The sequence below is a fragment of the Aliidiomarina maris genome (assembly GCF_003987335.1).
Classification (GTDB): Bacteria; Pseudomonadota; Gammaproteobacteria; order Enterobacterales; family Alteromonadaceae; genus Aliidiomarina; species Aliidiomarina maris.
Genome location: NZ_PIPK01000006.1, coordinates 132,587 through 158,086, shown reverse-complemented (window position 1 = coordinate 158,086; position 25,500 = coordinate 132,587). Strand labels below are relative to the sequence as shown.

General features: G+C 48.5%; 27 protein-coding genes. 7 read left to right on the top strand and 20 right to left on the bottom strand.

The genetic code is table 11. The features are described from left to right. Positions 1-202: 202 nt before the first annotated feature. The 19 genes from CWE07_RS08345 to CWE07_RS08260 all read right to left on the bottom strand — a co-directional run bounded on the left by CWE07_RS08345 (position 203) and on the right by CWE07_RS08260 (position 18,521). Positions 203-1,321 (bottom strand): acyltransferase family protein, encoded by a 1,119-nt coding sequence (locus CWE07_RS08345; RefSeq protein WP_111569441.1) that lies wholly within the window; start codon positions 1,319-1,321, stop codon positions 203-205. Positions 1,322-1,400: 79 nt separating this feature from the next. Next, on the bottom strand, positions 1,401-2,261 hold the full coding sequence (locus CWE07_RS08340) for a hypothetical protein (protein WP_111569440.1): 861 nt from the start codon (positions 2,259-2,261) through the stop codon (positions 1,401-1,403). Positions 2,262-2,425: 164 nt separating this feature from the next. After that, positions 2,426-4,255 (bottom strand): glutamine--fructose-6-phosphate transaminase (isomerizing), encoded by a 1,830-nt coding sequence (gene glmS / locus CWE07_RS08335; RefSeq protein ID WP_111569439.1) that lies wholly within the window; start codon positions 4,253-4,255, stop codon positions 2,426-2,428. An 18-nt stretch (positions 4,256-4,273) separates the two neighbouring features. Beyond that, complete coding sequence (glmU, locus tag CWE07_RS08330; protein WP_111569438.1) at positions 4,274-5,638, bottom strand: bifunctional UDP-N-acetylglucosamine diphosphorylase/glucosamine-1-phosphate N-acetyltransferase GlmU; 1,365 nt, start codon at positions 5,636-5,638, stop codon at positions 4,274-4,276. 60 nt (positions 5,639-5,698) lie between these two features. Further along, positions 5,699-5,839, bottom strand: a complete 141-nt coding sequence (locus CWE07_RS14330) for a hypothetical protein (RefSeq protein WP_157983250.1) — start codon at positions 5,837-5,839, stop codon at positions 5,699-5,701. A gap of 86 nt (positions 5,840-5,925) precedes the next feature. Then, positions 5,926-6,354 (bottom strand): F0F1 ATP synthase subunit epsilon, encoded by a 429-nt coding sequence (locus tag CWE07_RS08325; RefSeq protein ID WP_111569437.1) that lies wholly within the window; start codon positions 6,352-6,354, stop codon positions 5,926-5,928. A gap of 18 nt (positions 6,355-6,372) precedes the next feature. Next, positions 6,373-7,758 (bottom strand): F0F1 ATP synthase subunit beta, encoded by a 1,386-nt coding sequence (atpD, locus tag CWE07_RS08320; RefSeq protein ID WP_111569436.1) that lies wholly within the window; start codon positions 7,756-7,758, stop codon positions 6,373-6,375. Between the two features lie 40 nt (positions 7,759-7,798). Next, positions 7,799-8,659, bottom strand: a complete 861-nt coding sequence (atpG, locus tag CWE07_RS08315) for a F0F1 ATP synthase subunit gamma (RefSeq protein ID WP_111569435.1) — start codon at positions 8,657-8,659, stop codon at positions 7,799-7,801. A gap of 62 nt (positions 8,660-8,721) precedes the next feature. Then, positions 8,722-10,263, bottom strand: a complete 1,542-nt coding sequence (gene atpA / locus CWE07_RS08310) for a F0F1 ATP synthase subunit alpha (RefSeq protein ID WP_111569434.1) — start codon at positions 10,261-10,263, stop codon at positions 8,722-8,724. 14 nt (positions 10,264-10,277) lie between these two features. Then, entirely contained in the window at positions 10,278-10,811 is a 534-nt protein-coding gene (gene atpH / locus CWE07_RS08305; RefSeq protein WP_111569433.1) for a F0F1 ATP synthase subunit delta, read from the bottom strand. Positions 10,812-10,828: 17 nt separating this feature from the next. Then, positions 10,829-11,299 (bottom strand): F0F1 ATP synthase subunit B, encoded by a 471-nt coding sequence (gene atpF, locus CWE07_RS08300; RefSeq protein ID WP_111569432.1) that lies wholly within the window; start codon positions 11,297-11,299, stop codon positions 10,829-10,831. 33 nt (positions 11,300-11,332) lie between these two features. Next, on the bottom strand, positions 11,333-11,572 hold the full coding sequence (atpE, locus tag CWE07_RS08295) for a F0F1 ATP synthase subunit C (protein ID WP_111569431.1): 240 nt from the start codon (positions 11,570-11,572) through the stop codon (positions 11,333-11,335). Positions 11,573-11,630: 58 nt separating this feature from the next. After that, positions 11,631-12,476, bottom strand: a complete 846-nt coding sequence (gene atpB / locus CWE07_RS08290) for a F0F1 ATP synthase subunit A (protein ID WP_111569430.1) — start codon at positions 12,474-12,476, stop codon at positions 11,631-11,633. Between the two features lie 14 nt (positions 12,477-12,490). Next, positions 12,491-12,889, bottom strand: coding sequence for an ATP synthase subunit I (locus CWE07_RS08285; protein WP_111569429.1), 399 nt, complete (start codon positions 12,887-12,889; stop codon positions 12,491-12,493). 200 nt (positions 12,890-13,089) lie between these two features. Further along, positions 13,090-13,995 carry a ParB/RepB/Spo0J family partition protein gene (locus CWE07_RS08280; protein WP_111569428.1) on the bottom strand — a complete coding sequence of 302 codons (906 nt, stop codon included), beginning with the start codon at positions 13,993-13,995 and terminating at the stop codon, positions 13,090-13,092. Positions 13,996-14,030: 35 nt separating this feature from the next. Then, positions 14,031-14,834 carry a ParA family protein gene (locus CWE07_RS08275; protein ID WP_111569465.1) on the bottom strand — a complete coding sequence of 268 codons (804 nt, stop codon included), beginning with the start codon at positions 14,832-14,834 and terminating at the stop codon, positions 14,031-14,033. Positions 14,835-14,921: 87 nt separating this feature from the next. Further along, positions 14,922-15,575: a 16S rRNA (guanine(527)-N(7))-methyltransferase RsmG gene (gene rsmG, locus CWE07_RS08270; protein WP_198679906.1), complete on the bottom strand. Its 654-nt coding sequence runs from the start codon at positions 15,573-15,575 to the stop codon at positions 14,922-14,924. 75 nt (positions 15,576-15,650) lie between these two features. Beyond that, positions 15,651-17,549, bottom strand: a complete 1,899-nt coding sequence (gene mnmG, locus CWE07_RS08265; protein ID WP_111569427.1) for a tRNA uridine-5-carboxymethylaminomethyl(34) synthesis enzyme MnmG — start codon at positions 17,547-17,549, stop codon at positions 15,651-15,653. A 528-nt stretch (positions 17,550-18,077) separates the two neighbouring features. Next, a complete protein-coding gene (locus CWE07_RS08260; RefSeq protein ID WP_111569426.1) occupies positions 18,078-18,521 on the bottom strand; it encodes a flavodoxin domain-containing protein in 444 nt (147 codons plus the stop codon). A 307-nt stretch (positions 18,522-18,828) separates the two neighbouring features. On the opposite strand from CWE07_RS08260, the gene CWE07_RS08255 reads away from it, so the two are divergent. The 5 genes from CWE07_RS08255 to CWE07_RS08235 all read left to right on the top strand — a co-directional run bounded on the left by CWE07_RS08255 (position 18,829) and on the right by CWE07_RS08235 (position 23,836). Then, positions 18,829-20,310: a SulP family inorganic anion transporter gene (locus CWE07_RS08255; RefSeq protein ID WP_111569425.1), complete on the top strand. Its 1,482-nt coding sequence runs from the start codon at positions 18,829-18,831 to the stop codon at positions 20,308-20,310. Positions 20,311-20,337: 27 nt separating this feature from the next. Next, entirely contained in the window at positions 20,338-21,192 is an 855-nt protein-coding gene (locus CWE07_RS08250) for a universal stress protein (RefSeq protein WP_111569424.1), read from the top strand. A 96-nt stretch (positions 21,193-21,288) separates the two neighbouring features. Further along, a complete protein-coding gene (locus tag CWE07_RS08245) occupies positions 21,289-22,149 on the top strand; it encodes a patatin-like phospholipase family protein (RefSeq protein ID WP_111569423.1) in 861 nt (286 codons plus the stop codon). Next, on the top strand, positions 22,149-22,613 hold the full coding sequence (locus CWE07_RS08240) for a hypothetical protein (protein WP_181452274.1): 465 nt from the start codon (positions 22,149-22,151) through the stop codon (positions 22,611-22,613). Before CWE07_RS08245 ends, CWE07_RS08240 begins: the two co-directional genes overlap by 1 nt. 59 nt (positions 22,614-22,672) lie before the next feature. Beyond that, positions 22,673-23,836 (top strand): AI-2E family transporter, encoded by a 1,164-nt coding sequence (locus CWE07_RS08235; RefSeq protein WP_111569422.1) that lies wholly within the window; start codon positions 22,673-22,675, stop codon positions 23,834-23,836. 13 nt (positions 23,837-23,849) lie between these two features. On the opposite strand, the gene CWE07_RS08230 is transcribed toward CWE07_RS08235, so the two are convergent. Further along, positions 23,850-24,110, bottom strand: a complete 261-nt coding sequence (locus tag CWE07_RS08230) for a hypothetical protein (RefSeq protein ID WP_111569421.1) — start codon at positions 24,108-24,110, stop codon at positions 23,850-23,852. Positions 24,111-24,203: 93 nt separating this feature from the next. Between CWE07_RS08230 and CWE07_RS08225 the strand changes: the two genes are divergently transcribed. Further along, the gene (locus CWE07_RS08225) at positions 24,204-24,809 is read left to right on the top strand and encodes an NUDIX domain-containing protein (RefSeq protein ID WP_111569420.1); all 606 of its coding nucleotides are present in this window, start codon (positions 24,204-24,206) and stop codon (positions 24,807-24,809) included. Positions 24,810-24,905: 96 nt separating this feature from the next. After that, a complete protein-coding gene (locus tag CWE07_RS08220) occupies positions 24,906-25,487 on the top strand; it encodes a DUF1439 domain-containing protein (RefSeq protein ID WP_111569419.1) in 582 nt (193 codons plus the stop codon). The last annotated feature ends 13 nt before the right edge of the window (positions 25,488-25,500 follow it).

Genomic DNA, 25,500 nt, shown 5'->3' with positions numbered 1-25,500 from the left:
ACCATGATTGATTGCTTAAAGTTGAATTAAACTTGCTTATGGGTCAAATGAGCATTTCCTTCACCATTCTATACTGCCGAAATATTCACCAGCCATCAACAAACAAAAAATCCCCTCCCAAACCGCAAAGCAGTCCGTAAAGGAGATCTTGGTATGGAACTTTATTACTACACCACAATTCTTTACCTGTTAACTAAATATATTAGGCAGGAGCTCTAGACTCTTGGCTTAGTAACCTATGACGGAACCAGTTGTTCAGTGGGGTCGCATACCAACGGGCAACCACGAAACTAACTAAGCAGGAACTAACTATCATGACGGCAAGCATGAGTAGCTTCTCATTGCCCGTGACAACGTCGCTAGGTATAAAGGATCGCATGGTCGCCAACACAATAATGTGAAAGAGGTATAGCTCATAGCTATGTCTTCCCATCCATCTTAAGGGGGATGTCACTTTTCTCCAGAAGGGGGATTGTTTAGCGGGGCTATGAATCAGTAACAAAGCCGTACAGATAGAAATACCAGTGAACCCGAAAATGACGTTTCCACTAATCCCTGAAAAGTAAATGACTGGCAGTAATATAGCTGCAATCAATCTCCACGGCCGCATTGCTCTCGGGGCTATTTTTTCTTGAAGTAAAGCAGCCAAGACTCCTATGCTCAATGCGTCAAAAGTAGCAAGATAACCATGTAAGTAATCGACTGAGCTGTCCATATTTAACCAACGGTAAACAGGCCCGATTATGACAAATAGCGCCGCTAAATATACTAAGTGGCTTCCTCGTTTTAGCATGAGACAGCATAGCGGAAACAGTAGGTAGAACATTTCTTCGACTGACAGCGACCAATAGACATTCAGAACATAGTTAAAATAACCGTCTTGTTGCATCAGTGCGTTGTGCCAGAAAGTCAGGAGGGAAAGAACTGTTAACCACAAGGAAGGGCCGTCGTAGCCTGGCTCACCACCACCATTTTGGAAAAAAGGCAGCCCAATCTGACCTAGAATCAGCACAGTTGTTAAAGCTAAAAGAAGTGGAGGCAGAATGCGAGATGCTCTCATACGGTAAAAATGCCACATATCTATATTGCTCAGCGAGCCGTATCGTCTCAAAGCTATGCTGGTGATCAAGTAGCCCGAAATTGCGAAAAACATCGTTACGCCGTAACTACCGTTGATTACAAGACTATGTAGCCAAGCACTTGGAATAATGTCGTCCGTAATACTACCTCTAAAGCCGTAGGCCAGGGCGTGATGGAGCAACAAGACGACCAAAATGGCAAATCCACGCAATACATCAATATTTGGGTTTCTATCACTCATAAAACCATCACTTCCCTAATAGATAGATGTTTTGAACACAGCAGCGAGCTTTAGCGTAGGGTGTTAAGCAACAGGCAATTTAAACGTCGCAGTATTGCTCTCGCCATTTGTCTTTATGTTCTTCTATCGTTGTGTCAGAAATAGTTTTTGATACAGAAGAAGGATCCATAGATTCCGCGATAGCTCGTAAGCCGTCCAGTCCGATGTTTTCAATTAGGTACTCGGTAAAAGACCAGCTCATGGCATAGTATGCCGGAGCATAGGTTCGTCTGTCTGACATCATCAGTCTGAATATAGCTGCGTTCTCGTCAGAAAGTGTACTACGGCGACCTGGTTCACCAACGAGGGGAAGCATTGCTGCGCCCGCGGAGGAACCGCAAAACTCCGACAACCGTTCTAAACCGTCTGCTAAGATAAAGCTGCGATGATACCCGACACCGCTTTCGACAACGGAAGACGCCACATAATTTGCAAATCCCTCACCAACCCACTCCGAAGTCCGCCAGGACCATTGAGCCATAACATGCACCATCTCGTGAAGGTAGGGAATCATGTCATAGGTGATCGTATCAATATTCAGGAAAATCCAGGGTTCGTGAAAGATTGTGGTGTGGGGAACTCCGACATCGCTATGCACAAAAAACTCGATGGGATCATCTTCATTGCCTGGCATGTCAAACTGGGAGCCCAAGTATTGCCTGATTGCGATTGCCCCTTCATCAAAAAGCTCCAGTAATGACGCTAGAGTGTCCGGCTCAAATTTTCCCTGTTGTGCGCACAACACAACGTTAGTAGTATTTATGCAGTCTCCCTCAGCTCTTAACTCTTTGACTATCTTCTGATCCAGCTCTCTTACTGTTAAACGCTCTGAAGCCGAAGCTGAGACGCCAGCGAAACTCAGAGTGACTGTTATTAAAATTATTATTATCCGGAAAAGCATTAAACAACTCCTGTAAATACACGTCCAAAAAATCCCCTCCCAAACTGCTAAGCAGGCCGGGAAGGGGATTTCAGTATGAAACTTTATTCCTAAGTATGATTCTTTATTACTTAGTATGAAATTTTATTACTACACCACACTGCGTGACGCAGGCAAAGCCTGCCCTATTCGACGGTGACGGATTTTGCTAGGTTACGGGGTTGGTCAACGTCGGTGCCTTTGATGATAGCGACGTAGTAGCTCAATAACTGTAGCGGTAGGGTGTAGATAATTGGCGCGATGAGCTCGTCGACATGGGCTAAGTTGATCACCCGCATGCTGTCATCGCTTTTGAAGTTGGCTTTGCTGTCGGCAAACACATACATAATGCCGCCACGCGCGCGCACTTCTTCAACGTTCGATTTCAGCTTTTCTAACAGCTCATTGTTCGGTGCAACGACAATCACTGGCATTTCGGCATCAATCAGTGCCAATGGCCCGTGTTTCAGTTCGCCCGATGCATAGGCTTCAGCGTGTATATAGCTAATTTCTTTTAGCTTCAATGCGCCTTCCATCGCAATGGGGTACTGCTCGCCGCGGCCTAGGAACAAACTATGTTCTTTGTCGGCAAACTCGGGCGCCAGCTTCTCGATAGCGCCGGTAATGCTCATGCACTCTTCCAGCTTAGTCGGCAATGACGACAGCGCCTTAGCAATGCGTGCTTCGGTGCTACTGCTCATACCGTGGAAACGGCCAATCGCGGCGGTGAGCATCAGTAAACCAGCTAACTGGGTGGTAAAGGCTTTGGTTGAAGCCACGCCAATTTCGGCGCCTGCGCGGGTTAAAAACGCAAGGTCCGATTCACGCACCATAGACGACGAAGCAACGTTGCACACAGTTAAACTTGCTTGGTAGCCAATCTCTTTGGCAAGGCGCAATGCCGCTAAGGTATCGGCGGTTTCACCTGATTGGGAAATCGTTACCAATAAACTATTGGGGAACACATGCGACTTGCGGTATCTAAATTCTGATGCAATTTCGACATTGCACGACACACCAGCAAGGGCTTCGAGCCAGTATTTAGCCACCATACCAGCATGGTAGCTGGTGCCGCAGGCAATAATTTGCACGTGTTTCGTTTGCTTAAAGATATCCTCGGCTTGCGCACCAAACGCATCGACCGCAATTTTACCGTCCAGCACGCGGCCTTCTAGGGTGTTGCGTACTGCAAATGGCTGCTCGTGAATTTCTTTGAGCATAAAGTGCCGATATTCGCCTTTACCACCAGCATCGTATTGCAAGTCAGAGGTGATCACATCACGCTCAACGGCATTGCCATCGCGATCAAAAATCGCCACTGATTCACGCGATACCGCTGCAACATCACCTTCTTCAAGGTAGATAAATTTACGGGTTACCGGCAACAATGCCAGTTGGTCCGAAGCAACAAAGTTCTCGCCTATACCTAAACCGATCACCAGCGGGCTACCAGAGCGCGCTACGACCAGTTGGCCTGGGTCGCGTTGGTCCATAATTACCGTGCCGTAGGCGCCGTCTAATTGTTTGACGGCGTTTTGCACTGCCGCAAGTAGGGTCGTCGCGCTTTTTAATTCATGGTGAACTAAGTGAGCAATCACCTCAGTGTCAGTTTGTGAATCAAACTGATAGCCCAAACCTTGCAGGGTTTCGCGTAAACTTTCGTGGTTTTCGATGATGCCGTTATGCACCACAGCCAATTCATTGTTGGACACGTGTGGGTGAGCGTTGGCTTCCGTCACGCCACCGTGGGTTGCCCAGCGTGTATGGGCAATACCGACATGGCCGTTCACACCGTCACGCTCAATCGCATCGGCCAGCTCTTTGACTTTACCGACACGGCGCACTTTCACCATACCGGCGTTGTTCAACAATGCCATACCAGCAGAGTCATACCCACGATATTCAAGGCGACGAAGGCCTTCTAATAAAATTTCTGCGACGCGGCGTTCAGCCGTTGCACCAACAATTCCACACATGGCTTATTTTCCTTAATTCTACTTTTGTGGCTTCTTCCAATTCTGGATATTGCGTTGGCGCGCACGGCCAACCCCTAATTCATTATCACCTACGGCTTGGGTAATCACTGAGCCTGCGCCTGTGGTGGCGTGAGCACCAATACTGACAGGTGCGACCAACGAGCTATTGGAGCCGATAAACGCTCCTGCGCCAATCTCAGTTTTAAACTTATTTACCCCGTCGTAATTACAGGTAATGGTGCCGGCGCCAATATTTGCACCTGCACCAATGGTGGCGTCGCCCAGATAGGCCAGATGCCCAGCCTTAGCGCCGTCCCCTAAATATGACTTTTTCATTTCTACAAAGTTGCCGACGGCGGCTCCTTTCCCTAACTCAGCCCCCGGGCGTAACCGTGCAAACGGGCCTGCTTGGGCGCCTTCACCTAATATTGCGCCTTCTATGACGCTATTGGCTTTAACCCGCGCGCCCTTGCCAATCCGACAATCCCGCAACACGCAATTGGGTTCAATCACCGTACCTTCGGCCAAATAGACGCTGCCTTCAAACACCACATTAACGTCGACCACGACATCATTTTCAATCTCGACGTTGCCGCGCACATCAACCCGACTGGGGTCAATCAAGGTGGCGCCGGCCAGCATCAAGGCTTCGGCTTGACGCTGCTGATAAGCGCGCTCAAGGGCTGCGAGCTGCACGCGATTATTGGCACCTTCAACGTCGCTGGCACTGCCAGGTTGGCTGCTGGCAATCAACACGCCTTCATTCGCTGCCATAGCCACGATATCGGTGAGGTAATACTCGCCTTGGGCATTGTTGTTATTTAAGGCCTGCAACCAGCGCTTCAATGCTTTGCCGTTGGCGGCCATAATGCCGGTGTTCACTTCGCAAATCAGGCGCTGAGCATCCGTGGCATCTTTATGCTCGACAATGCCAGTTAAGCGTCCGTCTTGATCACGCACCATGCGGCCGTATCCAGTCGGGTCGGGGAGGTTGACGGTCAGCACCGCTAGTTCACTGGTACCTTTGGCCACCAGCAGTTGCTCTAAGGTTTGCGCCTGAATCAGTGGTACATCGCCATATAAAATCAATACGGTATCGTTATCATCAACGTGGGGCACTACCTGCTGCACTGCATGGCCAGTGCCTAATTGCTCGCGCTGCTCAACCCAATTCACCGCATAATCGCTTAAGCGTTGTTGCAGTGCGTCGCCACCGTGACCATAAATCAGTTGAATGGTATGGGCATTTAAGTGTTGGGCCGTTTCAATTACATGCGCAACCATGGGCTTTTGCGCAATTGGGTGCAACACCTTGGGCAATGCTGAGCGCATGCGCGTGCCTTTACCGGCAGCTAAAATTACGGCGTTAAGTGACGATGTCATTGGCAGTGTCCTGTAGCGTGATGACGGGTAATGGTGATAGTGGCGCTAGTTTAGCATTGTTTAAGGCTCAAGATAATGCGTCTGTACACCTTTGCTTGGTGTTTCATCCGCGTTTTCAGTCTGCTCTTCACGGGCTAATTGCCAAATCATAAACGCCACCACCAGCAAACCAAACACGAGGGCTAAGCGAAACTTTTTCATCTTGGTTTCCTTTTTAAATAAGGCCTGTCCAAATAACAAAAAACCCGGCACTTGGCCGGGTTTTCTAAGCCTACCGAGGTAAGCTGTTAACCACCTTTGCGGCGACGCAATTGTTGCAATACACGTAGCTGCGCCACAGCACGAGCAAGCTCAGCGGCTGCTTCTGCGTAGCTCATATCGCCTTTGGCATCTGCCATGGCTTCACGAGCACGCTTTTCAGCTGCCGTAATGGCCTGCTCGTCCAGATCACCGCCGCGAACAGCGGTGTCTGACAGTACGGTAATGTGGTCAGGCTGAACTTCCATAAAGCCACCGGCAATATAGAATAGTTCATCTTGGCCGTCTTCCAAAACCACACGTACCATGCCGGGCTTCAAGGCGGTCAGCAAAGGTAAGTGACCAGGTAAAATACCTAACTCACCTTCGCTACCTGTCACCGTCATCGAACGCACTTTCTTCGAGAATAACTTCTCTTCCGCGCTTACGATGTCTAGGTGTACTGTATTTACCGCCATCACAAACCTCCGGTTCGATTACATCTTAGCTGCTTTTTCAGCCGCTTCTTCAATGGAACCAACCATGTAGAACGCTTGCTCTGGTAGGTTGTCGTAGTCACCTTCAAGAATGCCTTTAAAGCCAGCGATGGTGTCTTTCAATGACACATACTTACCAGGTGAACCGGTAAATACTTCCGCTACGAAGAACGGCTGTGACAAGAAGCGCTGAATTTTACGAGCACGTGCTACGGTACGCTTATCTTCTTCAGACAATTCGTCCATACCCAAGATAGCAATGATGTCTTTCAGCTCTTTATAACGCTGCAATACTGACTGTACGCCACGTGCAGTGTTGTAGTGCTCATCACCGATCACTTGCGGGTCCAGCTGACGTGACGTTGAATCAAGTGGGTCTACCGCAGGGTAGATACCAAGTGAAGCGATATCACGTGACAATACAACGGTCGCGTCCAAGTGGGCGAAGGTTGTTGCTGGCGACGGGTCAGTCAAGTCATCCGCAGGTACGTAAACGGCCTGGATTGACGTGATTGAACCAGTTTTGGTTGAAGTGATACGTTCTTGCAGAACACCCATCTCTTCCGCCAACGTCGGCTGATAACCTACAGCTGATGGCATACGGCCTAGAAGTGCTGATACTTCAGTACCGGCCAATGTGTAACGGTAGATGTTATCGACGAAGAACAGAACGTCACGACCTTCATCACGGAATTTTTCCGCAATCGTCAGACCGGTCAATGCAACGCGCAAACGGTTACCCGGTGGCTCGTTCATCTGGCCGTATACTAGTGCTACTTTGTCTAGTACGTTCGACTCTTTCATCTCATAATAGAAGTCGTTACCCTCACGCGTACGCTCACCAACACCTGCGAATACTGAGTAGCCGCTGTGCTCGATAGCGATGTTACGGATAAGCTCCATCATGTTAACGGTTTTACCAACACCGGCACCACCGAACAGACCAACTTTACCACCCTTAGCAAACGGGCAAATCAAGTCGATAACTTTAATACCTGTCTCTAAAAGCTCAACCGAATTTGACTGCTCTTCATATGAAGGCGCAGCACGGTGGATAGACATCCGTTCTTTTTCACCCACTGGGCCCGCCTGATCGATTGGTTCACCCAATACGTTCATAATGCGGCCTAGGGTTTCGGTGCCTACCGGAACCATAATTGGCTCACCACTGTTTTCCACGCTTATACCGCGACGTAGACCGTCAGTACCACCCAGTGCGATTGCACGAACGATACCGCCGCCTAGCTGCTGCTGTACTTCGAGGGTCAAACCCGCCAGCTGACCGTCGTTGATACGAAGCGCGTCATAGATCTTTGGCACTGCGTCTTGTGGAAATTCGATATCCACAACGGCGCCAATGATTTGGACGACCTTACCTTGACTCATGACGTTTCCTCTAAACTCTTAAAACTTTATGACCTTTGCCTTATACCGCACCGGCGCCGGATACAATTTCCGAAATTTCTTGCGTAATCGCTGCCTGACGGGCTTTGTTGTAGACCAATTGAAGGTCATCAATAAGCTCACCCGCATTATCAGTTGCAGCTTTCATCGCTACCATTCGTGCTGCCTGTTCACTAGCTAAGTTGTCGACAACACCTTGGTACACCTGGCTTTCAACGAAGCGCTTCATTAGGGTACCCAAAATGGTTTTAGCATCCGGCTCGTAGATGTAGTCCCACGAATATTCGCGTTTGGCTGCATCACTCTTCGGCAAAGGCAACAGCTGACTGATCGTCGGTTCTTGACTCATGGTGTTCACAAACTTGTTGTACACCAAGAATAAACGGTCAATCTCGCCTTCATCGTATGCTTTTAGCATCACTGCTACGGTTCCAATCACGTCGTTCACAGACGGTGCGTCACCCAAGCCAGAGGCTTGTGAAGCGATACTGCCTGATACGCGTTTAAAGAACCCGGTAGCTTTGCTACCCACGGCTGCGAAGCTGACTTCAACGCCTTTCTCATCCCATTGCTGGACATCACGTAACACGGCTTTGAACTCATTTGCGTTCAAGCCACCGCACAGTCCACGGTCGGTTGAGATGACGATGTAACCAACACGCTTCACTTCACGCTCGTCCAAATAGGGGTGCGTGAAATCAAGATCGCCCTGGGCGATGTGTCCAATCACATTGCGAATGGCATCAGCATATGGACGCGATTGCTCCATACGCTCCTGCGCCTTTTTCATCTTAGACGCAGCAACCATTTCCATTGCGTTGGTGATCTTCTGAGTATTCTTGATACTCCCGATCTTGGTTTTTATCTCTTTACCGCCGGCCATGACTATTCTCCTGCGATTAAACGACTGGAGCCGCTTACGTGGCTACGCAAGCGGCTGCTCAATTACCACGTTTGGGTGGTTTTGAACTTCTCGATAGCAGCACCAAGCTGCTTGTCGATGTCGTCGTTGTAATTGCCAGTTGTATTGATAGTAGCCATGAGCTCAGCGTATTCGCTGTTCATGAAGTCAATTAATGCAGCTTCGAATGGCAATACTTTGCTAATTTCGATGCCTTTTAAATGACCTTTTTCAGCAGCGTAGATAGACACTGCCATGTCAGCAACGCTCATCGGCTTATACTGGTTCTGCTTCATCAGCTCAGTGACTCGTTGACCGTGCTCTAATTGCTCACGGGTCGCAGCATCAAGGTCAGATGCGAACTGGGCAAACGCCGCCAATTCACGATACTGAGCCAACGCTAGACGAATACCACCGCCCAACTTCTTGATGATTTTAGTCTGTGCTGCACCACCGATACGCGATACCGAGATACCGGCGTTTACCGCTGGGCGAATACCCGCGTTAAACAAGTCAGATTCTAAGAAGATCTGACCGTCGGTGATTGAAATCACGTTGGTTGGTACGAATGCTGATACGTCACCTGCTTGGGTTTCAATGATAGGCAGGGCGGTTAAAGAACCCGTTTTGCCTTTCACTTCACCATTGGTCAAACGCTCTACTTCTGCTTCGTTAATACGAGCAGCGCGTTCTAGCAAGCGGCTGTGTAGATAGAATACGTCACCAGGGAATGCTTCACGTCCTGGTGGACGACGTAACAATAGTGAGATTTGACGATATGCAACGGCCTGCTTAGACAGGTCATCATAAATAATCAAAGCGTCTTCACCGCGGTCACGGAAGAATTCACCCATAGTACAACCAGAGTAAGGTGCTAAGTACTGCAATGCTGCAGACTCAGATGCAGACGCCGCCACGATAATGGTGTGGGCTAATGCGCCGTGCTCTTCAAGCTTACGCACAACGTTGGCGATAGTAGACGCTTTCTGACCGATAGCGACATACACACACTTAACGCCAGTGCCTTTCTGGTTGATGATGGCATCGATTGCAATCGCGGTTTTACCGGTTTGACGGTCACCGATGATCAACTCACGCTGACCACGGCCGATTGGAATCATGGCGTCGATAGACTTGTAACCAGTTTGAATTGGCTGGTCAACGGCCTGACGCTCGATAACACCTGGTGCAATTTTTTCAACTGGTTCGAAGCGAGCCGCGTCAATCGCGCCTTTGCCATCGATAGGTGCGCCAAGGGTGTTAACAACACGACCCAATAACGCTTCGCCTACTGGAACTTCCAATACACGACCAGTTGATTTAACTTTGGTGCCTTCCTGCAAATCTGCATAAGGACCCATAACTACCGCACCTACTGAGTCGCGCTCAAGGTTCAATGCGATAGCGTAACGATTTCCAGGAAGCTCGATCATTTCACCTTGCATACAATCTGCAAGGCCATTGATACGAATGATACCGTCGGTATTAGCGATGATAGTACCTTCGTTACGAGCTTCACTGACGACTTCGAACTGATCAATTCGTTTTTTGATCAGGTCTGCAATTTCATTTGAATTCAGTTGCATGCTCTCGTCCCCGATTATGATTGCAGTGTGTTCGACAGCTTAGTTAGCTGGCTCTTCAGGGTACCGTCGATAACGGTGTCACCGGCTTGGATATACAAGCCACCCATGAGTTCAGGATCTACACTACAATTGAGCTTAACTTTGCGTGCGAGACGTTTTTCTAACGCGGCACTTAACTTCGCTTGCTGCTCATCGCTGAGCGCGACAGCCGAAGTGACATCAACACTGACTTCATTGTCGTAGTCAGCGCGCAAGCTAGAGAAAGTCTCTAGCACTGCGGGTAATGCATTTAAGCGTTCGTTAGCGGCCAGAACCTTAATAAAGTTCTGGCCTTTCTCGTTGAGTTGTTCACCGCAGACACTCAAAAATACTTGAGTGGCTTTATCACGGCCAACGGCGCCCTTCAGGAAAACCTGCATGGTGTCGTCGCTTGCCACTTGCGCGGCGAAAACCAACATCTCATGCCATTCCTGTAGCGCGCCCTGCTCAACAGCAAAATCAAAAGCTGCTTTCGCATAGGGGCGAGCCACCGTAGTCAAATCTGACATTTGCTCAACCCCCGTGATTACAGTTCAGCGACCAGTTTATCAACTATGTCACTTTGTTTAGCCGCGTCCACTTCGCGCTGAATAATTTTCTCAGCGCCGGCGACTGCCAGGATAGCGACCTGCTTACGTAGTTCTTCGCGAGCACGGTTACGTTCCGCAACGATCTCTGCATGACCGGAAGCAATGATTTTCTCACGCTCCTCGTGGCCACGCTGAGTCTCATCATCAACAATTTTGTTCGCACGTTTGCGCGCTTGTTCGATGATTTCAGCGGCTTCAGCTTTGGCTTTGTTAAGCTCCGCTGCAACCTGCTCGTGTGCTTTTTCAAGGTCTTTCTCAGCGCGCTCGGAAGCCGCCAGACCGTCAGCAATTTTCTTCTGACGCTCTTCAATGGCGTTGTTCAGTGGTGGCCACACAAACTTCATGGTGAACCACACGAACACGACCATCGCGATCGATTGACCTATCAGAGTTGCGTTGATATCCACAACGAGCCTCCTTTAAGTTGGTTACAGGGACTCTTATGCAAACGGGTTAGCGAACAACAGTAATAGTGCGATACCCACACCGATCATTGCGATAGCATCGATAAGACCAGCTAAGATGAACATTTTGGTTTGTAACTGTGCAGCCATTTCTGGTTGACGCGCAGTAGCTTCAAGGAACTTACCGCCCATCAGTGCGAATGCTAATGCAGTTGACAGTGCAGCAGTTGCTAAGATGATAGCTACAGCGAACAAAGTTGCAGTTTCAATACCCATTGGTTTCTCCAGTTTTTCTAAAGTTAAGGTTAAAAATAAAGGTTAAATCAAACTTCTATTAATGGTCTTCTGCAGCCATGCTCAAGTACACGATGGTCAACATCATGAAGATGAACGCTTGCAGCAAAATAACCATGATATGGAATACCGCCCAGGCGAAGTGCAGTGGTAACTGCGCTAAACCAACCATGGCGATCAAAATAAAGATAACTTCACCGGCATACAGGTTACCGAACAAACGCAGGCCAAGTGACACTGGTTTGGCGACTAACGTAACTAGCTCAAGAACTAAGTTAAACGGAATCAAAGCCCAGTGGTTAAACGGTGTTAAGCTCAGCTCTTTAGCGAACCCGCCAACGCCTTTATAGCGAATCGAGTAGCCGATGATGAGCACGAATACACCCAGCGCTAAGCCCATGGTGATGTTCAAGTCAGTGGTCGGAGCGATTTTCAAGTAGCTCCAAGGGTGCGCCATAACTTGCTCAAGGTAGGAATAACCCTGCGCGTATTCTGGCAATGCGCTTGAATTGACAAGTAGACCGACCATACCCGCAAGGGTAGGGAACCAATCAACCGGCACCAGCTTCATGAGGTTCATTAAGAAAATCCACATGAAAATGGTTAATGCCACAGGTGCAATTAAGCGATCTTTAACGTGGAAGGTTTCACGCACTGAACCGCTGACGAACTCAACGATCATCTCGACGAAGCACTGAAACTTTCCAGGCACGCCGGTGGTGGCTTTACGGCCCACCATCGCGAAACTAATGACAAATAACGAACCAAGAATAATCGACCAACCCAAAGCGCCGAGGTTAATGGCCCAGAAGCCTTCACCGACGGTCATGTCGCTTAAGTGGTGGTTGATGTACCCTTGGACTGTAATGTTTCCATTTGCAGCCATGTTAACAACCCAATTTAGTTAGTTTTTAAAAGTAAAATCGGTGCCAGTAAGTGCATCATATGAATCGTTGCGAACACGATGAACAGGGGTAGCATAGGTCCATCCAGAAAAATTAACGCAATGATTAACAACACCATCGAAAGCATAATTTTTAATGCTTCACCGGCTAAAAAACTGCTGACGACACTATGTGCCGAGCGCGCACCACTGAACTTAAACGCCAGTAATGCAAAAATACTGTTGGGAATTAAACCAGAGAGAGCTCCAGCTAGCGCATTGATGGCACCTTGAATGCCGGCAATGACCCCAAACACGCTGATTAACACGACAGCCACAATACATTGTATGGTCAGCAAACGCTGCGCAATGCGGCGCCCTTTAGCATTTATCTTGGTTTGGGCTGGCCTTGGCATTGAAGGTTTCCTGCGTTCTGACCGAGCGCGGGTGCTGGAATGGACACAGACCTGCGCGCAAAAACTCGGTGGAGTATAAAGTTTCGCGCGCAAATTGCAACTTTATCGGCTAAGGGTTCACCTTGCGAGGCCGCGAGTTACTTTACTAAACCACTTAGTAACTAACAAAGATTCAACGACTTGCAGGGCAATTATTCGGCTTATTTGATATGCGCAAGAATCCCGTCAAGTTCATCAAGGCTGGCGTAGTTGATCACGACCTTGCCTTTGCCCTTACGGTTATGGGAAATACTCACATTCGCGCCCAAGGTTTCGCTTAAACGCGATTCCAATGCCTGTACATTCGGGTCAGGCTGCGCTGGGGTCTTATCGGCGGCTGGATTTAGCGCCTTATTGACTAACTTTTCTGCTTCACGTACGGTCAAGCCTTTCGCCACGATGACGCGAGCAAGATCGCTTTGCACTTCGCCTTCAATGGCAAGTAACACTTTCGCATGGCCAAGTTCAATATCACCGCGCTCAAGCAAGGTTTTGACTTCATCATTAAGCTGATTAAGGCGCAGTAAATTGGTGACCGTGGTACGTGATTTGCCCACCGCATCCGCCACGCCTTGGTGTGTCATATTAAATTCATCAAGTAGACGTTGCAGTGCGGTGGCTTCTTCCATCGCGTTGAGGTCTTCACGCTGAATGTTCTCAATCAACGCTATCGCCACAGTGGCTTCGTCTGAAACGTCTTTGACCAAACAAGGAATGGTGTCTAAACCAGCCAGTTGCGCAGCGCGCCAACGACGTTCACCCGCGATAATTTCGAATTGATCAGGACCGATTTCACGTACGACCACTGGCTGAATAATGCCCTGGGCACGCACTGAGTTTGCTAAATCTTCCAGCGCATCCGGTGCCATGTCTTTTCGCGGTTGGTAGCGACCCGGCTGTAAAAACTCAACCGGTAATTTACGCAGTTCACCTTTGTCAGCGGCCACTTCAGGAATAGCTTGTTGTTCAAGGGCTTGTTGGCGCTGTTCTTGACGTGCATTAGCACTCGCACTGTCGGACAACAATGCGCCTAAGCCTCGTCCTAAACCACGTTTTTTCGCTGACATCCTAAGTAACCTTTTAACTGTTCTTGTTTGTTGTATTAGGCTTGTGCGGCTTGAGATTTCGCCGCTTTTTGCGCCTCTTCGGCACGTCGAATCACTTCGCCTGCAAGGGCTAAATATGCTTTCGAGCCAGTGGATGATTTATCATAGTACATCACTGGCGCACCAAAACTTGGTGCTTCGGCAAGACGCACATTACGCGGAATCACGGTGCGATATACTTTGTTGCCAAAATGGTTTTTCAGCTGTTCAGACACGTCGTTAGCTAACCGATTGCGCGGGTCATACATAGTCCGCAAAATACCTTCAATACTAAGCTCAGGGTTCACCACAGCCGCTAGCTGTTCAATCGTGTCCATTAACGCCGTTAAGCCTTCCAACGCATAATATTCGCACTGCATTGGCACCATCACGGCATCGGCCGCCGCCATGGCGTTCACCGTCAGTAAATTCAGTGAAGGCGGGCAATCGATAAAGATAAAATCGTACTTGTCGCGCACAGGCTCAAGTGCTCGGCGCAACTTGGTTTCACGCGCAAATACTTCCATTAACTTAATTTCAGCGGCAGTCACGTCACTATTGGCAGCGATAAGGTCGTATTTCACCGCCTCGCAATGCACCAGGACTTCGTCGACTGGCTTATCTTCGACAAATAAGTCAAACGCAGTGGTGGCGACATTATACTTATCAACCCCGCTACCCATGGTGGCATTACCCTGTGGGTCTAAGTCGATTAATAGAACTTTTCGGCGTGTTGCGGCCATGGACGCAGCCAAATTAACCGCTGTGGTGGTCTTACCAACGCCACCTTTTTGATTCGCTACCGCGATAACTCTACCCAAAGCTGCCTCTTTCTCGTGTTGTTGCATCCGCGCCACTACATTTTAAGGCTTATACCTGAACCGCGCTATGATAACAAATTGTCGTGATTAAGCACTACGTGGGCGAACGTCGACCACGTGACGCTCAGCGTCTAACTGCGGTACTTCAATGCGAGGGGTCGCTACAACTTCAAAACCAGCAGGTATTTGAGCTAACTCTTGGGTGTCTAGTTGCCCTTTTAAGGCAACAAAATGGCCCGTGTCAGCAGGTAAATGATGACACCAGCTCAACATATCTGCAAGTGAGGCAAACGCACGGCTTAATACACAGCTAAATGGCGTTTCAGGGGTGTAATCTTCCACCCGGCTTTGCACCGCAACGACATTATTTAAGCCTAGCTGGTGCACAACCTGACGAATAAAGTTCATCCGTTTACCAAGACTGTCAATCAACACAAACTGCTTGTCTGGGTGCATGATCGCAAGGGGTAAACCGGGTAAGCCCGGGCCTGTGCCAACGTCCGCGACCTGATTGCCAGTGACATAAGGGGCCACCAAGATGCTGTCCATGATGTGCCGCACCAGCATCTGTGACGGATCCCGCACTGACGTTAGGTTATACGCCTTGTTCCATTTGTTGAGTAGCAGCACTAAGGCGATTAACTGGTCAATTTGATGCCCGGTCACTCGCAGTGACGTTTGGTCAATTAAAGCCACTAGTTGTTTGCGCAACACCTGCGCATCTGGTACTGCGTGTTTCATAGTATTCCTTGAAGGTGAACGGCCGCTAGGGCCGTGCGGGTAAACTTTAAGTAAACAGCTCGCCGTTCGCCAGGGTTATGCGCTTTTCTTACGCAATAACCCCTGCTTTTTCAGATGTACCAGCAACATTGAGATAGCCGCTGGGGTAATGCCTGAAATTCGTCCGGCTTGGCCGACGGTTTGTGGCTGATGTTCACTAAGTTTTGCAACCACCTCATTGGAAAGGCCTGAAATTGTCTTGTAATCAAAGCCTTTAGGTAGTGGCGTATGTTCATGGCGCATGGCTTTAGCAATTTCATCTTGCTGACGCGCAATATATCCAGCGTATTTGGTCTGAATTTCGACTTGCTCTGCCGCTTGTTTGTCTTCCAAACGTGGGCCTAAACTGTCGATCGACATCAGATCGTTATACGTGACTTCAGGACGACGCAATAGCTCTTCCAAATTCACTTCTTTGCTGATTGGGCTTTTTAGCATCGGGTTAAGTTCACTGGTTGCAGCGTGATCTTTATGCACCCATGAACTGCGTAAACGCTGCTGTTCAAGCTCAATGTTTTCCATTTTCTCAACGAACCGAGCCCAGCGAGCGTCTGGCACTAAGCCTAATTCACGTGCTTTTTCGGTTAAGCGACGATCGGCATTGTCTTCACGTAGTAATAAACGATATTCAGCTCGTGACGTAAACATGCGGTAGGGTTCTTTGGTACCAAGGGTAGCCAAATCGTCAATCAATACGCCGATATAGCCTTCATCACGTCGTGGTGTCCAAGATTCCTTGCCTTGCACTTGAAGCGCTGCGTTCATGCCTGCAATCAAGCCTTGTGCGCCAGCTTCTTCATAGCCAGTGGTGCCATTAATTTGTCCTGCAAAGAACAAACCATCAATGTGTTTGGTTTCTAAGGATGGTTTTAAATCACGCGGGTCGAAGAAATCATATTCAATCGCATAACCCGGACGCGTAATGTGCGCGTTTTCAAAACCACGAATGGAGTGCACAAGTGCTTGCTGAACATCAAATGGTAAGCTGGTTGAAATGCCATTTGGATACACTTCGGTGCAATTAAGACCTTCAGGTTCAACGAAAATTTGATGGCTGTCACGATCTGCAAAACGATTGACTTTGTCTTCAATCGACGGGCAATAGCGTGGACCAATGCCTTCAATCACCCCTGAATACATCGGTGAGCGATCTAAACCAGCGCGAATAATATCGTGGGTATTCGCGTTGGTATGGGTAATGAAGCAGCTAATTTGACGCGGATGATCTTCCGGTTTACCCATGAATGAAAATTGTGGCGTTGGAAAATCACCGGGTTGTTCCTGCATCACTGAGAAATCAATAGTGTTGGCGTCAATGCGCGGTGGTGTACCCGTTTTTAAACGATCAACCCGTAATGGTAATTCACGTAAACGGTCGGCTAAAGCAATGGAGGGAGGATCGCCTGCGCGACCACTACGGTAATTACTCAAACCAATATGAATTTGACCACCTAAAAAAGTCCCTACCGTTAATACCACACTGCGTGCAGTAAATTTTAGGCCCATTTGGGTGATTACACCGGTAACGCGTTGGCCTTGGCCGGTGCTTTCAACAATTAGATCATCACAAGCTTGCTGGAAGATTTTTAGATTCGGCTGATGTTCTAAGGTTTGACGAATATACGCGCGATATAGGGCGCGATCTGCTTGGGCGCGTGTAGCACGCACTGCAGGGCCTTTCGATGCATTCAAAGTACGAAATTGAATACCTGCATGATCAGCAGCATGGGCCATTACACCACCCATGGCATCAATTTCTTTTACTAAATGGCCTTTACCAATACCACCGATCGCTGGGTTACACGACATTTGACCTAGTGTATCGATGTTGTGTGTCAGCAATAGTGTGTGTTGACCCATACGTGCACTAGCCAATGCGGCCTCTGTACCCGCATGACCACCGCCGATGACGATCACATCAAAATCTTGTGTCATAAGTTGTGTACCTGGTTGATCAAATGGTTGCGATCGTTTGATCGCTTAAGGGTCGCTATTTTACACCTTTATTGACCTGAGCGAAATGCTTGTTTGATCAGCATTGCGACTTTACTTGTGCAGGTTTGGTGAAGCTTTGGTATGTGCTAGAGCGGAGGTAACTTAAGATCGGTATATATAGATCTTTATTTATTTAGATCTCTTTATTAGTTGTTTTATTAGCTCTGATGATTTCTGTGTATAAGCGTGATTTGCGTCACAAGATCAGGATCTTACGCGATCATGATCAGTGTGCATAACCAGCGATCTTTTGCGGGGGTAACCAGTGGGATAAAAAGCGAGTTATGCACATTGACATTTATCCCCAATTTCATCCCCCTGTGAGATCACAGCTTTGATCAGGATCTATCCACAGCTTATAGCAAAGCTTGATTTACCTGCGTGTAAGCTGTGAATAAGATCATTAAAAGCGCCTTTGATCAAGATATCTGGGTTGCTGAGCTGTGGAGTAAAGTTATGCTTTGTGGGTTAAATAAGTCGATCGTATAAAGTGGCAAGCCAAGCTTGGGCGCTCACTTCGGGATCCGGATCCAGCATCATATCAATGTCTAACCGCTCACCGACGATCTGTGCGCCGAGATTCTCAAACAGACTTTGCGCATCAATTCCTGCTTGGCAAAAGGTGTCGTAGCTTGAATCGCCGATACTTAATACAGCGACTTTTACCGTACTCAAATCTGGTTTTTGGTTGGCTAAATCCTGCATAAATTGATCAATGCTTTCAGCGTACTCGCCAGCACCATGGGTAGCGACACATACCAACCAAGCGCTTTGGCTTAATGGCACCTCTTGAATATTTGGATAATCATGCAATTGGGTACTTACCCCTTTAGTCTCAAGCCATTGGTTGAGTTGCTCGGCCAAGTATTCCGTGTTACCAGATGTGGTACCTACAAGGGTGTGCAAAGTCATGAATTCGGTGTTCCTTTCACTTGGTTGTTTAATGAGCTAATTTCACGTAGTATGCGCGGCGCAAACCATATTGGTCAATTATAACTAGGATTTTTATCGTGTTACTTACGCCACCCTAGCCAACCTTTCATTTTCATAGTTTATCTATGTCTCCTTTGCCTTGCTTCCAGCTACAGAAGCCGAGGTCTCTGCATTATGCAGTAAACTCCTACGAGTGATTTTTAGTCAAATTTTAACAGTGAATTATTTTTGAGCCATTATTTGTGCGCAAAACTGTTAAAAATATGTATTTTTCAGGAATTTTATTATGTGGTCCCAATTTAAACAAACTTGGTTGTTCAACGTGCGCGCTGACGTGCTTGCTGGTATGGCTGTTGCGCTGGCACTCATTCCTGAGGCCATCGCATTTTCAATTATTGCTGGGGTGGACCCTACAGTCGGATTATATGCATCATTTTGTATCTGCGTGATTATGGCCTTTGTCGGTGGTCGACCGGGTCAAATTTCGGCAGCCACTGGGGCGATGGCGCTATTAATGGTGACCCTGGTTAGCGAACATGGGCTCGAATACTTGCTTGCAGCAACTGTGTTAACTGGTGTGCTGCAAATTATTTTCGGGGTATTAAAGCTGGGTAAGTTGATGCGCTTTGTTTCTCGTTCCGTGGTCATAGGTTTCGTCAACGCCTTAGCGATTTTGATATTTTTAGCCCAGGTGCCTGAACTGGTGAATGTTACTTGGCACGTGTATGCAATGGCTGCGGCTGGTTTAGGTATTATTTATGGCTTGCCGTTGCTAACCAAAGCGGTGCCATCACCTTTGGTATGCATTGTACTGCTCACTATCGTGTCAGTATGGTTAGGACTGGATATCACCACGGTCGGTGATAAAGGCGAATTACCTGATACTTTGCCCGTATTCTTATGGCCAGACGTGCCGCTTAATGTAGACACCTTACTGATCATTTTGCCTTATGCCGTGCCACTTGCCGTGGTGGGTTTACTTGAATCAATGATGACCCAAACCATTGTGGATGACTTAACCGATACTAAAACTGACCGGAATAAAGAATGTCGCGGCCAAGGCATCGCGAATATCGGTGCAGGTTTCATGGGTGGTATGGCAGGTTGTGCGATGATTGGACAATCGGTAATTAACGTTAAGTCTGGTGGTCGTGGGCGGCTGTCGCAGTTGGTTGCGGGTGTTTTCTTAATTATATTGGTGGTGTTTTTAAGTGACTATGTGTCGTTAATTCCAATGGCTGCGTTGGTGGCTGTGATGACAATGGTATCCATTGGCACCTTTAATTGGGGTTCATTTAAAGACCTCAAACGATTGCCGATTAGTACCAATATTGTCATGGTTAGCACCGTTGTGGTCGTGGTGTGGACGCACAATCTGGCCTATGGCGTATTCGTTGGTGTGTTGCTCGCAGCTGTATTTTTTGCCGCCAAAGTGGGCAACTATATGCATGTCACCTCAACTTTATCGGCGGACAAGCAGACACGTCGTTACGATGTCGTCGGCCAAGTCTTTTTCTCGTCGGCTGAGAAGTTTATTGAGTCGTTCGACTTCAAAGAGGCGATTGAAAAAGTGGAAATTCACCTCAATACCGCACATTTCTGGGATATTACTGCGGTCGCATCGCTGGACAAAGTCGTCATAAAATTTCGCCGTGAAGGCACTGATGTCGAAATATTTGGTATGAACGAAGCGACCAAAACCGTGGTGGATAAGTTCGGTAGTGCGAATGATCCCGAGGCAGCTGCTAAACTGATAGACAATCACTAATAACCTGACAGGTTCAAGGAGCTTGCAATGACTATTCAAACCGTTGCATGTATTGATGGCAGTGGGCTGACTCAAAGTGTCTGTGATTATGCCGCATGGGCGGCGCAGCGCTTGGGTAATCAGCTGGTATTGTTAAACGTGTTAGACGATGTGCGCACACCTACCGATGTTGATTTTAGTGGCAGTATTGGGGTGGATACGCGGCAGTCGCTATTGTTAGAACTGGCAGAAATTGAAGAAAAGCGTGCCAAACTGGCGCGCCGCCAGGGCTTGATGGTACTTGATGCGGCGCAGCGTCATTTAGCCAACCAACAAGCGGCACCTATTGAAACGCGCCAGCGTCATGGGGACTTAGTTGATAGTTTACTCGAGATCCAAGCCGACACGCGATTATACGTGATTGGCAAGCAAGGTCGACATGGCCCCGGTATTGGCCAGCATATTGGCCATCAGGTTGAACGTGTGATTCGTGCGGTTGAGCGTCCGGTGTGGGTGATTCCTCAATCATTTACGCCACCCAAAACCATTATGTTAGCCTTCGATGGCAGTGCCACGGCGCGTAAAGCGGTGGATATGGTGGCAGGCAGTCCTTTGTTTGCGGGCATGCCTGTCCACGTGGTGATGGTGGGCGCCGAGAACCACGATAACTTAGCTGAACTCGAATGGGCGCGTACGCAATTGCAGCATCAACAGTTCGTCGTGACCATGGCCCTTGAGCAAGGTGACGTGGAAACGACATTGCTTGAATATGCCGATAATGAAAACTGCGACGTCATTGTCATGGGGGCGTATGGTCATTCCCGAATTCGCGAGTTCTTCGTTGGTAGCCATACCAATCGGTTGTTATTAAGCAGTCACAAACCTCTGCTACTGTTACGCTAATTTTGCGCACAGAAGACGCGCGGAACTTGCAGCTCGCAGCACCATCTTAAACCTAAGCTAAGCTGAACGGCTAGGCGCTAAGTATTGGGGTGAAATATGTTGTTACCACAAAAGCCTTCCGGGCATCGAGCCTTGGTCGTTGAAGGCGGCGCGATGCGTGGCATTTTTGCTGCAGGGGTGCTGGACGCATTTATCGAAGCCGATTTCTATCCGTTTGACTTTGTCATTGGCGTGTCAGCAGGCTCGACGGCAGCATTGAGCTATTTGTCGGGTGATTACCAACGTACCTATAAAGTGTTTCAAAGCCATGCCACTCGACCCGAGTTCATTAATTTTCGCCGTGCGATGACAGGTGGTCATTTAACTGATGTGAAGTGGTTAATTGAACATTCAGTGCGTGATGTGGTGCTGAATGAACAAGCTTTGCACGCGCGCGGTATTCCGTTGTATGTCGTTTCTACTCGTATTCGTGATGGCAAGCCGTGTTATAGCGAAATCACTTTGGAAAACATGGGTGAGTTGCTGTCGGCGACCTGTGCGATTCCGATAGCTTATAAAGATTACCCAGAGGTCAAAGGTATGGCGATGGCGGACGGCGGCTTGAGCGATTCGATCCCAGTGGAAACTGCTTACCGTTGGGGAGCCAAGGACATTACGGTAATTTTGTCGCAAAGCCATGGCTACCGAAAACGGCCGGCGAATAAGACCTTTATGAACCTTGTGTTAGGGCGCAAACCTGCCCTTGCGCGTGCGACTAAGCTGCGCTTTGAACACTATAATCGTTCCCTGGATTTTATTGATACGCCACCAGAGGATTGCAAGGTACGCATGCTGGCGCCGGGTAGAGAATTTCGCGTAGGTCGCTTGTCGCGTAATACCGCGAGTCTGCGCAAAGGCTATTTACATGGCAAGCGGGTGGGTGCCCAATTTGTTGAACTGTATCAGCGCGGTGATTAATGCCAAGCTTTAATACCCTTGTAGAGTGGTTGCAACCTTACTTAGTGCTGATAGCTTCGATTAGTGCGCTGCTGGCTATCGTGTCTTTGGTGTTGGTGCCTATTCTATTGGTACAAATGCCGGCGGATTACTTTCTTGCTGCGCATCGTATTCGCCGCCGTCATTACACGTCAAGATGGTTACAAATTCTACGCAATATGGTTGCTGTGGTACTCATGTTGGCAGGCATCCTGATGCTAGTGCTGCCGGGGCAAGGTTTACTAACGATGATGGTGGCGATGATTTTGTCAGACGTGCCGGGTAAGTACCGCTTAGAACGTTGGTTTATTTTACGCCCTGGCATGTTACGCGCGATTAATTGGATTCGTCGACGATACCACAAGAAGCCCATGGTTGCGCCACCGACAGGTAACAACCGCAAGGTGTTTGGTCAACGTCGAAATAGCAACTTTAAGGGCCGCTAGTTGGGTATTTTGGCGCTTATCGCCTATATTAGAGGTTACTTAAGAGCTAGGTGGTACCCATGTCGGAACATAATCAACAACACAATACATCGTCCAGCCAACCGGAATCCAGCCAACCGGACGGTGAGCAAGCGCATGAACAGCAATCATCAACCTCTAAGCTTGTTTCAGTCATTCAACGCCAGGACTTAAGTACGCCTATTTATGGTTTATTTACCTTAGCGATTCTTTATACCTTATTCATCGCCAGTGATATTTTACTACCGCTGGTATTTGCACTGTTATTAAGCCTTTTAGTGTCACCTGCGGTGGCTTGGTGCGCCAAACATTTACGCATGCCTCGGGCGCTTAGCGGGCTTGTGTTAATGCTAACTGTGGTGGCAGCAATTGGTGGTATTGGTTACGGCATTTTTGCGCCATTGACCCAGTGGGCAGAAGAGGCGCCGGAGGCTGTCGAGCGTATTTTGCAAGGGCGCGGCGAGCTGCAACAAGATATTGAAAAGTTGCAGGAATCAGCAGAAGAAATTCAATCTGAAGTCGATGGCGAAGTCGAAGGCACTGAAGACCCAACTGTGGTCGTGCATGAAAGCGAACTATGGCAGCATCGTGTGTTTGCAGCGGCGCAAAGCGGCGTATCTGGCTTGGCCCTGGCGTTGGCGTTGACTTACTTTTTACTGGTCAGTGGCGACACTTTGGTACGCAATTTAGCGCATCAAATGGGTCGGTCCAAGCGCCAGATATTCCTGTCTATTGTCCGTTCCGGGCAAGAGCAAGTCGCACGTTATTTGGGGGTGATTACTTCCGTCAACGTGACTATCGGAATTATTGTGGGGCTGGTGTCTTGGGGAGTTGGCTTACCAACCCCCGTGTTATGGGGCTTAATCGCAGCGCTGGCGCGTTTTATACCTTACGTGGGCGGTATTCTTGGGGTTGGCTTGTTGGTGGTGGTGTCGGTTGCGACCTTTGACGACCTGCTGATGATCGCCATCGTACCAGGTACTTTCCTACTCTTGATTTCAGTGGTTGGCTTTTTCCTTGAACCTTATATTCACGGCCAACGCTTAGCGGTTAACCCGGTCATCATTTTTATTTCCATTTTCTTCTGGGGCTTTCTTTGGGGGCCGGTGGGTATTCTATTAGCCGTTCCGCTGATGACCGTGATAATGGTCGTGGTTTCGCATATTCCTAAGCTAAAACCCCTAAGTGAGGTGTTACGTAAATAACATCACTTGCTTTTTAAGCATCGTCGTCGACCCACTTAAGGAAAACTGCCTGGCCATGGGCATTAATTGCATTGACCGACCAAGTTAAATTGACTGGATTTTGGCTCACACGGCCTTGCAGTTGCGCGACGTCACCGTTGTCAAAAGTGACATGTACGCGACAAAAATGATTTGCCTGCTTTTTAAAATCATCGACCTTAAAGCTCACAGGCTTTGGCGCCTCAGTAGCGCGTCGACGCTTATGCCAGCTGAGTTGTCTTAATTCAAAGGGCATGCTTCACCTATTCAATTCACCTTCATTTTTAGCTGGGGCCAAGGTATTATCAAATTCGAATGTAACCCCGAATCGAAAGGAGTGGCGCGTAGTATGCCGCTTATTAGCCACTTAATACATCCTAAAGCGGTAGCACTTGCGCAGCAAGCAGGTGTTGACGAAGAGGTGCTCAAGTACCCGTTGTCGGCTGCCAGTGAACCATTGCTGGCGCCATTGCAGTTACTTAAGCGCCAAGCCGTGCGGGGCATTATTATTCGCTCCAGTGATGAAAAAATTCTGTTGATGTACACCGAGAGGTACGACGACTATAGCTTTCCAGGCGGTGGTATTGATAGCCATGAGTCAGCGGCAGATGCGCTGCAACGTGAAATGCGTGAAGAAGCAGGGGCTGCTGCGATTGATATCAGTGCTTCCTTTGGTCATGTCACTGAATATATGCCGACCTGGCGCTCGGGTTATGACCTGATGTTTCAGGTGTCCGAGTGGTTTCATTGCCATTTGCGTGAAAATTTGGTCGCCAATCAATTGGAAACCTATGAAGTAAACAACGGCATGCAAGTATGCTGGATTGATTTAGCTGACGCTATTGCCCACAATCGCGCGGTCATGCAAAGTAAGCGTGGCACTATGGGGATTTCAATTGAGCGCGAAACGCTGGTCATGGAGCAACTGGCGCGGCATAACGGTATATCTTCGTAGCCAATTAAACTCACAGTGAACATTGAACTTTTACCCTTGCGCGGTTATCGAATCCGCAATTGTTGTTAGTAGAAAGCCTTGTGTAGGACACATGATATGCAAATGAAACGTCGAGGTTTATGGGCAGTAGCCGCTGCGTTGGTAGCCGTTACCACCGTTGCTTGCGCGCAGATGGGGCAGTTAATCAACTACACCATTGGGGCTGAAGAGCTGGAAGAAATCGCCAAAAGCGAGTTAGCTAAGCAAAATTTAACCATTACGATGCTTGGCGCCAGTGCACGCTTAACCGTGGATGAGTTAGGCATTGGCATTGATGAAAATGGCGATGGCAAAGTTCAGGTACGTACCGCTTCGAGTGTGAATGCGTCGATGTTTGGGCGTGAGTACCCAGTCGGCATCCGTCTCACCATGTCTGGGGCGCCGCGTTACAGCGCTGCCGACCATGCCATTTATGTAACTGGCGTAACCTTGGATGATTCGATGATAGATACTGGCTTTGGCCAACTGCAACTGCAGGGGTTAAACCAAGAAGTGTATGCACTCATTCACGACTGGCTGGAGCAAAACCCGGTGTATCGCTTTGACCCCGAAGATTCGCGCTACCGTTTGCTGCAGCAATTAGGTTTAGATATCAGCGTTGAGCCTGGGCAACTTCGTATTCAAAGCGCCCAGCGCTAACGCAAAAACTTGC

Excerpts from the sequence above, each read along its gene's own strand:
- CWE07_RS08345 (WP_111569441.1), bottom strand. The coding sequence starts at position 1,321 with ATGAGTGATAGAAACCCAAATATTGATGTATTGCGTGGATTTGCCATT.
- CWE07_RS08340 (WP_111569440.1), bottom strand. The coding sequence starts at position 2,261 with ATGCTTTTCCGGATAATAATAATTTTAATAACAGTCACTCTGAGTTTC.
- glmS (WP_111569439.1), bottom strand. The coding sequence starts at position 4,255 with ATGTGTGGAATTGTTGGTGCAACGGCTGAACGCCGCGTCGCAGAAATT.
- glmU (WP_111569438.1), bottom strand. The coding sequence starts at position 5,638 with ATGACATCGTCACTTAACGCCGTAATTTTAGCTGCCGGTAAAGGCACG.
- CWE07_RS14330 (WP_157983250.1), bottom strand. The coding sequence starts at position 5,839 with ATGAAAAAGTTTCGCTTAGCCCTCGTGTTTGGTTTGCTGGTGGTGGCG.
- CWE07_RS08325 (WP_111569437.1), bottom strand. The coding sequence starts at position 6,354 with ATGGCGGTAAATACAGTACACCTAGACATCGTAAGCGCGGAAGAGAAG.
- atpD (WP_111569436.1), bottom strand. The coding sequence starts at position 7,758 with ATGAGTCAAGGTAAGGTCGTCCAAATCATTGGCGCCGTTGTGGATATC.
- atpG (WP_111569435.1), bottom strand. The coding sequence starts at position 8,659 with ATGGCCGGCGGTAAAGAGATAAAAACCAAGATCGGGAGTATCAAGAAT.
- atpA (WP_111569434.1), bottom strand. The coding sequence starts at position 10,263 with ATGCAACTGAATTCAAATGAAATTGCAGACCTGATCAAAAAACGAATT.
- atpH (WP_111569433.1), bottom strand. The coding sequence starts at position 10,811 with ATGTCAGATTTGACTACGGTGGCTCGCCCCTATGCGAAAGCAGCTTTT.
- atpE (WP_111569431.1), bottom strand. The coding sequence starts at position 11,572 with ATGGGTATTGAAACTGCAACTTTGTTCGCTGTAGCTATCATCTTAGCA.
- atpB (WP_111569430.1), bottom strand. The coding sequence starts at position 12,476 with ATGGCTGCAAATGGAAACATTACAGTCCAAGGGTACATCAACCACCAC.
- CWE07_RS08285 (WP_111569429.1), bottom strand. The coding sequence starts at position 12,889 with ATGCCAAGGCCAGCCCAAACCAAGATAAATGCTAAAGGGCGCCGCATT.
- CWE07_RS08280 (WP_111569428.1), bottom strand. The coding sequence starts at position 13,995 with ATGTCAGCGAAAAAACGTGGTTTAGGACGAGGCTTAGGCGCATTGTTG.
- rsmG (WP_198679906.1), bottom strand. The coding sequence starts at position 15,575 with ATGAAACACGCAGTACCAGATGCGCAGGTGTTGCGCAAACAACTAGTG.
- mnmG (WP_111569427.1), bottom strand. The coding sequence starts at position 17,549 with ATGACACAAGATTTTGATGTGATCGTCATCGGCGGTGGTCATGCGGGT.
- CWE07_RS08260 (WP_111569426.1), bottom strand. The coding sequence starts at position 18,521 with ATGACTTTGCACACCCTTGTAGGTACCACATCTGGTAACACGGAATAC.
- CWE07_RS08255 (WP_111569425.1), top strand. The coding sequence starts at position 18,829 with ATGTGGTCCCAATTTAAACAAACTTGGTTGTTCAACGTGCGCGCTGAC.
- CWE07_RS08250 (WP_111569424.1), top strand. The coding sequence starts at position 20,338 with ATGACTATTCAAACCGTTGCATGTATTGATGGCAGTGGGCTGACTCAA.
- CWE07_RS08245 (WP_111569423.1), top strand. The coding sequence starts at position 21,289 with ATGTTGTTACCACAAAAGCCTTCCGGGCATCGAGCCTTGGTCGTTGAA.
- CWE07_RS08240 (WP_181452274.1), top strand. The coding sequence starts at position 22,149 with ATGCCAAGCTTTAATACCCTTGTAGAGTGGTTGCAACCTTACTTAGTG.
- CWE07_RS08235 (WP_111569422.1), top strand. The coding sequence starts at position 22,673 with ATGTCGGAACATAATCAACAACACAATACATCGTCCAGCCAACCGGAA.
- CWE07_RS08230 (WP_111569421.1), bottom strand. The coding sequence starts at position 24,110 with ATGCCCTTTGAATTAAGACAACTCAGCTGGCATAAGCGTCGACGCGCT.
- CWE07_RS08225 (WP_111569420.1), top strand. The coding sequence starts at position 24,204 with ATGCCGCTTATTAGCCACTTAATACATCCTAAAGCGGTAGCACTTGCG.
- CWE07_RS08220 (WP_111569419.1), top strand. The coding sequence starts at position 24,906 with ATGCAAATGAAACGTCGAGGTTTATGGGCAGTAGCCGCTGCGTTGGTA.